The 13,270-nt window shown below is 43.4% G+C and carries 8 protein-coding genes; 3 read left to right on the plus strand and 5 right to left on the minus strand.

Features of this window, described 5'->3' with window-relative positions; genetic code table 11:
* Positions 1-225: 225 nt before the first annotated feature.
* The gene (locus tag V7L01_RS32590) at positions 226-660 is read right to left on the minus strand and encodes a hypothetical protein (RefSeq protein ID WP_335042381.1); all 435 of its coding nucleotides are present in this window, start codon (positions 658-660) and stop codon (positions 226-228) included.
* A 120-nt stretch (positions 661-780) separates the two neighbouring features.
* On the opposite strand from V7L01_RS32590, the gene V7L01_RS32595 reads away from it, so the two are divergent.
* On the plus strand, positions 781-2,631 hold the full coding sequence (locus V7L01_RS32595; protein WP_335042383.1) for a S8 family peptidase: 1,851 nt from the start codon (positions 781-783) through the stop codon (positions 2,629-2,631).
* Positions 2,632-2,759: 128 nt separating this feature from the next.
* Entirely contained in the window at positions 2,760-2,993 is a 234-nt protein-coding gene (locus V7L01_RS32600; protein ID WP_334689528.1) for a hypothetical protein, read from the plus strand.
* On the opposite strand, the gene V7L01_RS32605 is transcribed toward V7L01_RS32600, so the two are convergent.
* The gene (locus V7L01_RS32605; protein WP_335042386.1) at positions 2,980-3,303 is read right to left on the minus strand and encodes a thioredoxin family protein; all 324 of its coding nucleotides are present in this window, start codon (positions 3,301-3,303) and stop codon (positions 2,980-2,982) included. The genes V7L01_RS32600 and V7L01_RS32605 overlap by 14 nt on opposite strands.
* 1,952 nt (positions 3,304-5,255) lie before the next feature.
* Here V7L01_RS32605 and hetF point away from each other — a divergent pair.
* Complete coding sequence (hetF, locus tag V7L01_RS32610; protein WP_335042388.1) at positions 5,256-7,739, plus strand: cell division protein HetF; 2,484 nt, start codon at positions 5,256-5,258, stop codon at positions 7,737-7,739.
* A 149-nt stretch (positions 7,740-7,888) separates the two neighbouring features.
* On the opposite strand, the gene V7L01_RS32615 is transcribed toward hetF, so the two are convergent.
* The 3 genes from V7L01_RS32615 to V7L01_RS32625 all read right to left on the minus strand — a co-directional run bounded on the left by V7L01_RS32615 (position 7,889) and on the right by V7L01_RS32625 (position 13,206).
* On the minus strand, positions 7,889-11,260 hold the full coding sequence (locus V7L01_RS32615; RefSeq protein ID WP_335042390.1) for a leucine-rich repeat domain-containing protein: 3,372 nt from the start codon (positions 11,258-11,260) through the stop codon (positions 7,889-7,891).
* A gap of 418 nt (positions 11,261-11,678) precedes the next feature.
* On the minus strand, positions 11,679-12,302 hold the full coding sequence (locus tag V7L01_RS32620) for a Uma2 family endonuclease (protein WP_335042392.1): 624 nt from the start codon (positions 12,300-12,302) through the stop codon (positions 11,679-11,681).
* An 85-nt stretch (positions 12,303-12,387) separates the two neighbouring features.
* Positions 12,388-13,206 carry a type 1 glutamine amidotransferase gene (locus V7L01_RS32625; RefSeq protein WP_335042394.1) on the minus strand — a complete coding sequence of 273 codons (819 nt, stop codon included), beginning with the start codon at positions 13,204-13,206 and terminating at the stop codon, positions 12,388-12,390.
* Between the last annotated feature and the right edge of the window lie 64 nt (positions 13,207-13,270).

Genomic DNA, 13,270 nt, shown 5'->3' on the forward strand with positions numbered 1-13,270 from the left:
TCACTTTTAGTTCGCTTTGTAACTTATCAAGACAATACATGCTTCAGCTACGTTGTGGCTCAAAGTAACTGATGAACTAAAAGTAAAGATTTCCAATGCCGTACCCCTACACAACTGGTTAAAGGAACTTCCAAATAAAAAACATCCTATTCCCAAGGAACAAGGGAAACTAGTTGCGTAGAGTGCATAAAGAAAGATAATTTATTTTTTGGAGTTCCCAAATAACTACTGATTTTGTTGCGATCGCAAATCTTGTAATACAGAGAGCAAAAACTTACCCCATTCCGCTGCCAAAGGGATTTCTGTAAACGGAACCCGCACTGAGTTACTAGATTCGGTAAACTGAAATTCTAACTCTATAGAACGACCTTTATCTGGTATATTATCCACATCTACTGATTTGTCGTCTACTAAAAGGTGGATTTGTTTAACATCAAGCAAAGAGAATGTTTCTAGTTGAATAGGCCCTTTAGGCGTGGGTTTTCCCCAAGTTAGATTGTTGCCTTTTTGACCTAATACAGAATAAATATCGTACTTAGCCCGTTCAAATTGCTCTGCCCAAGCGCGATAGGCTTCGACTTTTTGATACTCCTTCGAGCCTTGCCAAGCCAACCAGAAAAAAATTACTAATAGGGGCAACCACAAAAGACCACGTTCCATCGTTTAAAAAAGTCCTGAATCTTGAGTGAAACTTGTAACTAAAAGTGCAAAATCTACCAATAAAGGATGGAGATAAGTTATGGTAGTGAGCAAACTGGCAAAAAGCGGTGATGAGTTAATATGAGAAAGCTTATATTATTGTGCTTGTTTGTCATTGGGCTGGGATCTGCCATATTTGGTTTCCTGAATTTTCAGGGATTGGCAGCTAAAGGAGAGTTTGAGACGATTTTGCTTGATTTTCGGGAAGATATTCCATCTCTTGTGGTGGAACAGGATCTGCAAGCGATCGCCAAACAATATAACGTTACACCCCAATTAGACAACAAGTTTTCCAAAAAAGATAATGTGTATATTGTCAAAGGCGATCGCCAGCGACTCCAAGAACTGAAAAAATCTCAGTTTGCCAAAGCTACAGAATTCATTGAACCAAATTATATCTACAGGAAGATTCCACAACCAGGTAAAGCAGCTTGGCTTGGAGAATTTTTAAACCCCCAAGAAGATGAAGAAGCAAGTCCTTCATTAACTGGCCCCAATGACCAATATTACAGCAAGCAGTGGAACTTGCACAAAATCGGCATTGAAGGCGCATGGAGTCAAACCAAAGGTAGCGGCATCACAGTTGCGGTTATTGACACCGGGATTACCAAAGTGCGCGACTTGTATGAGACAAAATTCGTCAAAGGCTATGATTTTGTTAACGACCGAGAAGAAGCCAAAGACGATAATGGTCACGGTACCCATGTTGCCGGAACTATTGCCCAAGCCACCAATAACAAATATGGCGTAGCTGGAATTGCCTACGAAGCCAGTCTGATGCCACTAAAGGTACTCAGTTCATATGGTGGCGGTACTGTCGCCGATATTGCCGAAGCGATTAAATTTGCTGCTGATAAAGGCGCAGATGTGATTAATATGAGCTTAGGCGGTGGCGGTGAAAGCAAGTTGATGAAAGAAGCGATCGAGTATGCCCATAGAAAAGGTGTAGTTATCATCGCCGCAGCCGGAAATGAAAACGCCAATGGGGCAAGCTATCCAGCCCGCTATCCCTACGTCATCGGTGTTTCGGCAATTGGCCCAGATGGCGAAAGAGCGCCCTATTCTAACTTTGGTGCTGGGGTAGATATCTCTGCTCCCGGTGGTAGTGAAGCTGGTAAGATTCTCCAAGAAACTATCGATGAAAAGGGCGAAGGGGTATTTCTGGGCTTCCAGGGTACAAGCATGGCTTCTCCCCACGTTGCTGGTGTTGCGGCATTAATCAAAGCTGCTGGCATCAAAGAACCAGATGAAGTGTTAAAAGTCCTCAAGCAGTCGGCACGAGTTATCCAAGATGATGGTTTGAACTATTATGGCGCTGGACAACTCAATGCAGAAGCAGCAGTCAAACTAGCCTTTAGCGGACAAATCAGTTTTCCAGATTTTTTCCGATGGTTACGGGATAGCGGCTATCTTAACCCCGGCTTTTGGATTGATGGTGGTGCAATAGCACTGTTACCCAAGATTTTAATGGTAGTTGGTTCCTATTTGCTGGCTTGGTTCTTACGGGTTTATTTCCCCTTCACTTGGAGTTGGTCTTTATCCAGTGGCTTAATTGCTGGCAGTTCTGGGTTATTCTTCCTCAAGGGAATGTATATTTTTGATCTTCCCCAATGGCCTTTCCGGGTTTTGGGCAGTTCAATTCCCGAACTAGGCAATACCCTCCAGGGAACTGATGCGTTGAATCCCCTATTTGCTAGCGTACTGATTCCCATTGTGTTAATGGCATTGCTGCTGGGACATCCTAGTTGGAAATGGTTTGCCATTGGTTCAACTTTAGGTGTAGCAGCGTGCTTGACAGTAAGTGCGCTTTACGACCCAGCAGTTTGGGGTTTGGGAAGTGGTTACTTAGCACGCTTCTTCCTCATTGCTAATGCCCTAGTCTGTTATGGACTTGCTCGTTTAGCATTGAAAAATGAAGAAAAAATTGCGTAAATGGAGAATGGGGAATAAATTTTTATAACTCCTACTCTTTTACAGACGCGATTCAATCGCGTCTTTACTCCTAACTCTTGTACAGACGCGATTAATCGCGTCTCCCCCACTCAGCACTCAGCACTCTTATGAGCATTACACTTAAAGGTACAATCGAACGCCGTGATATTGGCACAGGCGCATGGGCGTTAGTTACAGAAGAGGGCGTTACTTACGAAATCCTCAGAGGGGCTGACAAAGACTTACTCAAAGCCGGACAAAAAGCAAAAGTAAAAGGACAGGTGCGTGAAGATATCATGACTACTGCCATGATTGGCCCTGTCCTAGAGGTCAAATCTTTTGAGGTAATTAGTTCTGATTAGCTGTGGAATTCAGAACCTCTTGAAGACGGCTTCTAAACTCCCCTTTGGGATGACCTCCTTTTACTTCACCCACAATCTGAAATTCCCCTTCTGGAGAATTGCAGATGATGTAAGTAGGCCATCCCATTTCTGATTTATCGGGATACTGAGTTAATAAAATCTTGCGATACTTGCGGTAAGCAGTCGTATCCTGCATTTTGACATCGATAAATTCTAAACCCAGTTCTTGTGCCACCTTTTTGTCATAAAAAGACATTTTGTGGCAAATGCCGCACTCTTCTGAAGAGAACTTAATTACAGCTAAACTCATGGGTTGGCGACTCTTTGATTTTAGGCAAAGTTTTTTAGCATAATGCCATGAAATATTACCATATAGCTGGTCATTAGTGTCAACTTCAGGCTGAAACCCTTAACTAGTAGTTCGCCAACCCAAAATTGCTGGGTGGAGGTCGGCAGGGGAGCAGGGGAGCAGGGGAGCAGGGGAGCAGAGGAGAGGCAAATACCAAGTTCTTTCCCCTCTACCCCTCTGCCCCTCTGCTAACCACCATGCAAAGTTGACTTGCCAGACTACTAGTATTTTTTCCTCCTTCCCTGCTTCTAGTAGGGAGGGCAATTTTTTGGAAGGCTAAGGCTCTTAACGAAAAATATTATGTAGTTGGCCAGGAAGTTATGAGGTGAAGTTGACAGCATAATTGCTGGCAGACAAAGAGTTAAGGGTCAAAATGTAGAAAAAAAATTAAGAATATGATTAAATATCATAGCAATCATTTTTAAGTGGCATCTCTAACTCACAATAAAAAGAAAGCGATTCAGGGATTGCGCGAGCGGGTTACGATCTATCCTGGCAACAGGAGGATAGTCAAGGTCTACCAGCAGTAGCAACATGAGTTGTGGTGCATTGCAGTTATGTGGGCAGGAAATTCTAGGGTGATGTCTAACGATCGCTACGCATCTAAGCCAAAAAAAACCCCCAGCGAGCGTTAGCCGACCAGGGGAGTTAGTTATCAGGGTGCATCTACCAATTAACTGTTCTCAGGTTGAACACCCTACTCCGGATAAATTTGTACAAAGGTCAATTATTTTTTTAAATAAAAAAACCCCAGTTGGTGTTAACCTACTAGGGGAGTGAGTTATCAGGGTGCATCTACCAATAATCTTTTCTAGGGGCAGCCAGCATCTTCCGGAGAAAATGAACTAAATTAGGGTTGATGGCAATGTATAGCATGGGCTACGCCTACGTAACTAGAAAAAAACCCCCAGTGGGTGTTAGCCAACTAGGGGAGTGAGTTATCAGGGTGCATCTACCAATAATCTTTTCTAAAGTAAATGGGTCGCTACCGGATAAATTAGCAGAGGTTAAAGTTGTTACTGTTTGTTTATCAGAAAAAAAACCTCAGAGGGGTTAGTTATCAGGACAGACCTACCAATTACACGATCGGTGCGCTGCCTTAAAAAATGGGTGTGTGGGGGATGATTGCTGTTTTAGGACTTATGCACAAGAGATCCCCCAAACCCCTGAAAAAGTTGGCTTTTAGAGTTCCCTCTTTTTCTAGGGGAGCCAGTACCTTGGTCTTAGCGTAGCGGTAGCAAGGTAGGAAAGCGTAGAGTATGAACTACTGAAAGGGTTCCCCGACTCTTAAAGCTTGCTAACAAGAGCGTCTTTGAACAGGAGAATCAACTGGCGTAAGCTCATTTAGATATAGGTTTCAGGCCTTTAGTGCGTAAGTTTTGTACTTACTTCCTTCATAAAAAAACCCCCAGTGGGTTTTAGCCAACCAGGGGAGCTAGTTATCAGGGTGCATCTACCAATTAAATGTTCTAGGTTTAACCACCATGCTCCGGATAAATTTATTAGAAACTTGATTGTTGTCGTGTGTCAAAAAAAACAAGAGTGGATATTAACCGAATTAAGGGAGTGAAAGATCGAGGTACATCCATCTATTAATCAAGTATTCTAGGGTTAAGTACTATTTTCTGGTAGAGAATATCTGCGTCAAAAGTTGCTGTTGTTTGCCAAAATTGAAAAAAACCCCCAGTGGGTGTTAGCCAACTAGGGGAGTTGAAGATCAAGGTGCATCTACCAATTAAGTGTTCTAGGCCCAAGTAATCCGATCCGGATAAAGTTGTAAAGGCAGAAAAAGCAAAACAACTAGAATCAGAAACATTCAGGGGTAGGATGCATCTAAGTTATCAGAAGGAGCGAAAAATCGACTTGAAACTTTCGCGTTTCAAACCAGATTTAGGAGGCGGACAGGAGAAACTGTGACCCAGGAATTCCACATTTCGGTAACTCCTGTAGGGCAAGATGATTACTTGGTGCGGACAGAACAAGTCGCGCCTGGGGTGCCATTGGCAGAAGAACTGGTGACTTGGCCTGTAGCTGATTGGTTGGTAGCTGCTGGGCATTTGATGAATGACCCGTTGAAGTCGGTGTTGCAGGGAGATATATTTGCCTCTGGTGGGCACGAAAGCAATATTGCCAGAAACTCTGTTAATTTGGTGGCGTTAGGTCAACAATTTTATAACGCCCTATTTCAAGGCACTCTCAGAGATAGTTGGATTACTGCCCAAGGTATTGCCCAGAACCATCAACAAGTACTACGCTTGCGCTTGGGGCTAAAAGAGACTAGATTAGCTCGTCTGCCTTGGGAAGTGATGCACGCAGGCGATCGCCCTTTGGCTACTGGCCCTTATGTGGCTTTTTCTCGCTTCCAAAGTGGAATTTTAGGGGCTTCCCCTTTGCGATCGCAAAATATGCCCACGCCACTAGAACAAGGTGGTGTAAAAGTATTGATGGTAATTGCTTCCCCTTCAGATCAAGTCCGTCTTGACTTACAGAAACAGGAAGCTATCAAACTGCAAGCAGAACTTCATCGCATACCACGGATTGCTGAAGGTAGCAATCGTTTTCCACAAATTGAACTGACTGTGTTAGACCAACCAGGACGGGAAGAACTGACGCAAGCCCTAGAACAAGGCAGATACCACGTTCTCCACTACTCTGGTCATAGTAATTTAGGTGCTAATGGCGGAGAAATTTATCTTGCTAGTCGCAGAACTGGCTTAACGGAAATCTTGACTGGCGACGATCTGGCAGGTTTGCTTGTCAACAATAACATCCAAATGGCAGTATTTAACTCCTGCTTGGGAGCGTACACAGCTGCGTCCGATCCCTCTGGAGATACTGGCGAACGAAATCTCGCAGAAAGCCTGGTGAAGCGCGGAATCAGAAGCGTTTTGGCTATGTCAGAACGGATTCCTGATGAAGTGGCGTTGACGCTTACACAATTGTTTTACCGCAACTTGAGCCAGGGATATCCAGTAGATTTGTGCGTCAGTCGGGTGCGCCAAGGATTAATTTCTGCCTATGGTTCTCACCAGATGTACTGGGCATTACCAATTTTATATCTCCAGCCAGAATCTGACGGTTTCTTGAGCCAGGAAACTGAGTTATCCGAAAATGCAAAGTCGCTGAATCAGTACAGTTCGCCTTTAGGGACAACTTCCACGATGTATTCCGCTATGGGCGATGATACCGAGATGCCTTTAGGAATGGAGGAAATGATTCCTTCTGGTTTGGCGCGTGATTCTGGGTTGGACTGGCTAGGTGAAGATACTTGGGGCGATCTTGTTGATGAAATTGAGTATGATGACCCAAGCTATGCAGAAGATTCTGCTATAGTTTCGGATTTGTTTCGTCAGCTAGATAACCAAAAACCTCCAACTGAAGTCGATCGACAAATTGACGAAAATAGTCTTCAGCAAATGCAGGTTTCCGAGGAAATGACTTCTTTGCAAGGGGAAGCAAATTTGTGGGGAGAAGCCCCAGCACCGCCACCTCAAGTTGCTGGAAACGTTGAGGGAAATTGGCAAAATTCTGCTGATTTTTTGCGCTCGCAACCAGCCCCACCAACACCTCGTACCCGACGCCGCAAGCTGTGGCCAATTGTGGGAATTGTAGGAATCAGTGTAGCAGCTGCGATCGGTTTAAATTGGTGGTGGCAAAATCGGCCCCAAGCAATCCCTAAAATACCAGTAATTCCCGCCCAGTCTCTACCCAATCAAAAGCAGCCAAATATTGACTTACAGATTGCACCTACTGGAATTGTCACCGCCACCGCTACGGGAAAATTGAGTCAGGGCGACTTGCAAGGTGGGTTATTAGCTGTAGAAGAACTACTCAATCGTGGCGCACTGGCTGCGGCTGAAACTGCCCTTAAACTAATTCCCAATAAACAAGCTGACGATCCATCTGTCAATTTTTACAAGGGACGATTAGCGTGGCAGTCTATCCAAACTAGAGATGCTAACTATAGCGTCGATGATGCCCGTCGTTACTGGGAAACTGCTGCAAAAGCTAAACCAGAATCGCTTTTGTATAATAACGCTCTGGGATTTGCCTACTACACAGAAGGAAATCTAAATCGAGCCAATGATTCTTGGTTCAAAGCTTTGAATTTAGCCCTCAAAGAACAGAACACAGGCTCAACATCCACAAAGACAACAGTACCCCAAGATGCTTTAACTTCCTATGCTGGTTTAGCTCTTGGATTGTATAAATCTGCACTTAGTCAATCTAATGGTAAGCAGACACAATATCTGAATGAAGCGATCAAGTTGCGGCAAATGGTTCTCAAGTCCGATCCAGTAAATTTCCAGGTAGATGAACTAGGTAAAAATTGGTTGTGGACGGAGAAGGCGATTGAAGATTGGCGATCGCTCCTTCAGGAGAAAGGTGAAGAATAATTCTTGACTCGTTGCCAGTGAAAAGGGCGGTTAAAAACCGCGTCTACACAGGCAAAACCCACCTCCGTGGGTTTCAAATTCTCAATTCTTTCTTAGTCCGCAGAGGTGGACTTCGTTTGTATAGCCGCGAATTCCATTCGCCGGGACTTTTATTTATTGCCTTGAAACTGCTTAATAATATTACTAATTAAAGGCAACTGTTCCAGTACTATTTTTGTTAAATCTACAAAAGATTTTTCAGAAAGGCGGTCATCTTGGCGGAGTTGCAGAACGCCTATTAAGACGATAAATATTGCTGTACCAATAATTGCTAAAGCTAGATAATGAAACGGTAGCGAACCACCAAAAAATGCAATTAGACAAAATACAACTACAAATACAAATAAATAGAACATTCCATTTCTAAACGCAAACGGAAGTTTAACTATGTCTTCTGGCTGAGAATTTTCTTCCTGTTTAGATGGTTCTGTCATAAAATTATTCTCTTGCTTTGATGGCTGAATTACATTATTAATTGTTACAAGGACATTTTCCCTTCTTGTCTTTGAGGAATTAGGTAGAAAATCGCTACTCATCTGCTGTTCTGCTTGAAGTAACTCCCTTCTGTCCATCACATCATCAATTAAGCCTAAGACATCAACCATTTGATAGCTTTTTTGACATTGAATGCGTTCTTGTTTATCGGCTACAAACTGTCGCAATATTTCAAATTGGTAAAAGTGTGGCTCTTGGCTATCTTTGCAAGTGACACAATTACAGGGAATTAACTTGTTGTACTTCAGTCGCTTATACGAATCATGAATTTTATCGAGTTCATGTGTAACTATGGTCATCAAATCTCTTTTGTGACGACCTGAAACTCGAATCTTAATCTCCCGCTTGCCGTAATATTCAATCACCTCTGCCTTCGTCTGATCTTTGCTGAGAACAACGCCACTTTTCCAGACACATTGTTGTTCATTTATCAACTCATGGATGGCGACGATGAATTGGCTGATGATCCCCTTGGGCATGAACTCGTAGGTGTAACGCAGAATCAGGTTGTTGGTTTCATCCCAGTTATAGGGGGGTTGATTAGCAGATAGGAGTTGTGGGGCAATATATTTTCCTTTGCTTCTAGGAATTTCGTAGCACAGTTTGAAGTTGATCATCAAGCGCAATAGTTCATCATGCATCGTAGCGTATTCGTCTTCACACCAGATGTTTGCCAAGTCAGACCGTGTGAAACTGCCCAGGTTGCGAATCACCTTTTCATTATCCAGCACTTTGTAGACTGCATCAGTTCCCCACTTTGGCTTGAGGATGACGATCTTGTTCAAAAGTGGGTCTTCCTGGAAGTGCAAGCATACTCCCAAATCGTGCAAATAGCCACTCAACTGCAACTTATCATTTCTTTGGGTGAACCCATTTTGTTGGCAGATGCTCAGGTATTCATCCAAGCTAATGTAATTGCGTGCGTCACTTTCCAAAGCTTCCCGGACTCTAACCCAGGTTTTGGGGAGCGGACTGCCAATATGGGGCAGGCTTTTAACGTAATGCTTGATTTTTTCTAAAACTAGTTCTAAACCTCTGTTGGTAGCAAGGTTTGTTGATAAAGTCTCCTTCAAGTTAGTAAACTGACCCCGTAACTGGAGTTCATTAATTTCACGGTGGCGGTTTTGCTTCTCATTTTTGATGATTAGCAACGGACTGTTATCACTCAACAGTTCTACTACATTCAACCAGTAATAAAAATCCGTGTCTTCCTTGCGATTATCTGCCACTAAAACGTAGAGGGAACGCTTGGTTAGGAAAAACTGGTGAGTCTCATGGTAAATCTCTTGCCCCCCAAAGTCCCAAATATTGACTCGAAATTCTCGCTCGTTTTCCATTGGGAAACCCCACTCGATGACCTTAATTCCCTTTGTAGTGTCTTCCTCTCGAAGTTGATAATTTTGGTCTTCAATTTTGTTCGCCAGTGTTGTCTTCCCTGCTCCTGCTTCGCCGATAATTACTAACTTTGCTTCACACAGATAATCTCTACCTTCTACTTCTAGTTGTCGGAAATAATCCTTAATTGCCTCAATACCTTGTGCAACAATTTCTGGCGGTGGCTTCTCGATGGGGTTGAAGCTTAAATACAGGGAAGTGAGTTGTTGCAGGCGGGCGATCGCTTCTGGCAACGTCGTTATTTGATTGTGGCTTAAATCCAGGGAAGTCAGTTGTGGCAGGCAGGCGATCTCTTCTGGCAACGTCGTTAATTGGTTACTGCTTAAATTCAGAGAGGTAAGTTGCTGCAAGCGGGCGATCGCTTCTAGCAGCGTCGTTAATTTGTTGTAACTAAAATCCAGGAAAGTGAGTTGTTGCAGGCAGGCGATCTCTTCTGGCAACGTCGTTAATTTGTTGAAGCTAAAATCCAGGGAAGTGAGTTGTTGCAAGCAGGCGATCTCTTCTGGCAACGTCGTTATTTGGTTGTGGCTTAAATTCAGGGAAGTGAGTTGTTGCAGGCAAGCGATCTCTTCTGGCAACGTCGTTATTTGGTTGTGGCCTAAATCCAAGAAAATGAGTTGTTGCAGGCGGGCGATTGTTTCTGGCAGTGTCCTTATTTGGTTATGACCTAAATCCAGGTAGGTGAGTTGTTTTAGGCGGGCAATCGTTTCTGGCAGCGTTATTATTTGGTTGAAGCGTAAATTCAAGGAGGTAAGTTGTTGCAGGTGGACGATCGCTTCTGGCAGCGTCGTTATTTGGTTGTTCCTTAAATCTAGGGAGGTAAGTTGTTGCAAGCGGGCAATCGCTTCTGGCAACGTCATTATTTGGTTGTTCCTTAAATCCAGAGAGGTGAGTTGTTGCAAGCGGGCGATCACTTCTGGCAGTATCGTTAATTGGTTGTCGCTTAAATAGAGGGAGGTGAGTTGTTGCAGGTGGACGATCGCTTCTGGCAGTGTCGTTAATTGGTTACGGCTTAAATCCAGGTAGGTGAGTTGTTGCAGGTGGACGATCGCTTCTGGCAGTGTCGTTAATTGGTTACGGCTTAAATCCAGGTAGGTGAGTTGTGGCAGACGGGCGAGCGCTTCTGGCAGCGTTGTTATTTGGTTGTTCCTTAAATTCAGGGAAGTGAGTTGTTGCAAGCAGGCGATCTCTTCTGGCAGTGTCGTTAATTGGTTGTGACCTAAATCCAGGTAGGTGAGTTGTTGCAGGTGGTCAATGGTTTCTGGCAGTGTCGTTAATTGATTGAACCTTAAATCCAGAGAAGTGAGTTGTGGCAGGTGGGCGAACGCTTCTGGCAGCGTTGTTATTTGGTTGTTCCTTAAATACAGGGAAGTGAGGTGTTGCAGGCGGTCAATGGTTTCTGGCAGCATCGTAAATTGGTTGTCGCTTAAATCCAAAACCTCTAACCATTCCAGTTCAAACACCTCAGTCGGAATCTCTGTTAATTTTTCCTTGTCATCAGTACGCCAATCATTGCTTAAATTTAATTTTTTAAACTGTTTCTCTTTGGCTTCTCGAATTTTTTTAAGGAAACGTCGAGGCGTGTCTGCCATACTGAGGTTCACCTATTAACGAAAATTATATGTAATGCCCCTGATTCGTTGGACAATTTCGCAACCACTAATATTTTGCACTAATCCCAACAACCGCCACAGCTTAGAAACCTCTAGTTGATAGCAAAAGTCGTCTTAAAAGGACTAGATTTTTTGTAGACTTAGGTTTTAGTCCACTTGAGTGGCTTTGGCTATTGGTTCCTAGAACTTCGAGTTTCAGGCGATCGCGGCTACTAATTAAGAATGCTGCAAGATATCAAAGCAATCTACTAACCTGTGTAATATGAAACGAGCGCTAATAATTTTTACTGATTCTAAAAATAATTTATCATTACCAATAGCTTAGATTGGCTTGTAAACGAGTCTTTGATACTCGCGGACGAGTCTTTAATGGTTCTATTACTTCTTTAGCCGTTTTTTACGCGGCTTCTCCAGCCCGAAAAATCTGTTCAGCAGTTAAATTCAACTCTGAGAAAGCTAGCGACTGAATGCGGTCATTTCCCCGAAATTGCCTAACTTGATACTCACCTTCAATTAGTTGGTAAATCGAGATTGTTGGTTGTTTAGGATTGCCAATAAAGCGCCTACCACCTAAACCTAGATAGTCTACAATCCAATATTCAGGAATGCCCAAAGACTCGTAATCTTCTAGCTTCAAAGCATAATCATCACTCCAGTTGGTTGAAACAACTTCTACAACCAACTTGACGGAACTACCACGCGTAATGATAGATTCTTTTTTCCAACGAGGTTCATTCCTGACAGCTTGTCTATCAAGAACGATGACATCTGGTTCATAACCTGAATCAGTGTTAAGTGACTTGATGACGCATTCTTTAGGGATAAACCAAGGGCTGGACAAACGGGTGATTTCAATAAACAAAGAACCATTGATAAACCCGGCTATCTCTGAGTGCTTCCCTGTTGGCTTAGGCATTTCAACAATTACCCCATCATGTAGTTCATAATGCCTGTCTGAAGATTCGGGATACCAGGCGATAAATTCATCAAATGTTACTTGTTTGGTTAAGGCTTGAGTCATACTTTGCCCTCTTGCTTGATGTCAAATTTGACCCCTCTCCAAACCTCTCCCCGACTCGGAGAGAGGCTTAATCAGCAAACTTAGGTTAAACTTTCGCCGCAGCAGTATTTGGTAAACTCACTTTCAATCGCTTAAACATCGCTTCTCGTGCTTGTGCAGCAAGGCTATCGTCAAAAGGTTTTAAGGTAATTTCCTGCTGATACTTTAGCCGCAGTGCTGTTTGAATTAACCAATCGGCAACAAAAGGATTTTTCGGCAACAAAGGGCCGTGGGAATAAGTAGCGATCGCATTCTGATAAAATGCTCCTTCTGTCCCATCTTCACCATTATTTCCCAAGCCATACACTACTCGCCCCAATGCTTCCACTTTCCCCAGTTTGGTACGTCCGCCGTGATTCTCAAAGCCTACCAAATACGGCGTGCTACCCGTCATCTCTTTTAAATCTTGCGCTAGGCGTGAAGCTGTCACTTCAATTACCAAGTTACCAATACAGCGTTTAGTATTTTCGCCGGGATGCACGGAAACTAAATCGAGTATTCCTAAACCATCAATCCGTTGTCCTAAGCCTGGTTCATAATAATGTCCCAGTAATTGGGGTGAACCACAGGTAAATACTCCCGGAGTTCCATTTTCGATTTTCTCGCGCATCGCGTCAGCTTTCGCACCTTGCAAATCACGCATGACAATTTCTTGCTGACGGTCTTGTGCGCCACCACCAACGATTACATCTACAGTTTTAATATCTGCGGCTGTGGCATTTTGATCCAGGGGTAATACTTTAACATCGTATCCCCGCCATTGAGCGCGACGTTCTATAGTAATTACATTACCGCGATCGCCATAAGTACTCATCAGCGTCGGATAAAGCCAACCTATTGTTAATTCTAAATTTTGAGAACTCATAAATTTAGGGAATGGGGAATGGGACGATCGCAAATGACAAATGACAAATGACAAATGACCAATG

Origin of the sequence: Nostoc sp. (genome assembly GCF_036917095.1) — a bacterium.
In the GTDB taxonomy this organism is placed as follows: Bacteria; Cyanobacteriota; Cyanobacteriia; order Cyanobacteriales; family Nostocaceae; genus Nostoc.

Bases quoted from the DNA above. Each gene is read 5' to 3' on its own strand.
- V7L01_RS32615 (WP_335042390.1), bottom strand. From the start codon at position 11,260: ATGGCAGACACGCCTCGACGTTTCCTTAAAAAAATTCGAGAAGCCAAA.
- V7L01_RS32590 (WP_335042381.1), bottom strand. From the start codon at position 660: ATGGAACGTGGTCTTTTGTGGTTGCCCCTATTAGTAATTTTTTTCTGG.
- V7L01_RS32625 (WP_335042394.1), bottom strand. From the start codon at position 13,206: ATGAGTTCTCAAAATTTAGAATTAACAATAGGTTGGCTTTATCCGACG.
- V7L01_RS32600 (WP_334689528.1), top strand. From the start codon at position 2,760: ATGAGCATTACACTTAAAGGTACAATCGAACGCCGTGATATTGGCACA.
- V7L01_RS32595 (WP_335042383.1), top strand. From the start codon at position 781: ATGAGAAAGCTTATATTATTGTGCTTGTTTGTCATTGGGCTGGGATCT.
- V7L01_RS32605 (WP_335042386.1), bottom strand. From the start codon at position 3,303: ATGAGTTTAGCTGTAATTAAGTTCTCTTCAGAAGAGTGCGGCATTTGC.
- V7L01_RS32620 (WP_335042392.1), bottom strand. From the start codon at position 12,302: ATGACTCAAGCCTTAACCAAACAAGTAACATTTGATGAATTTATCGCC.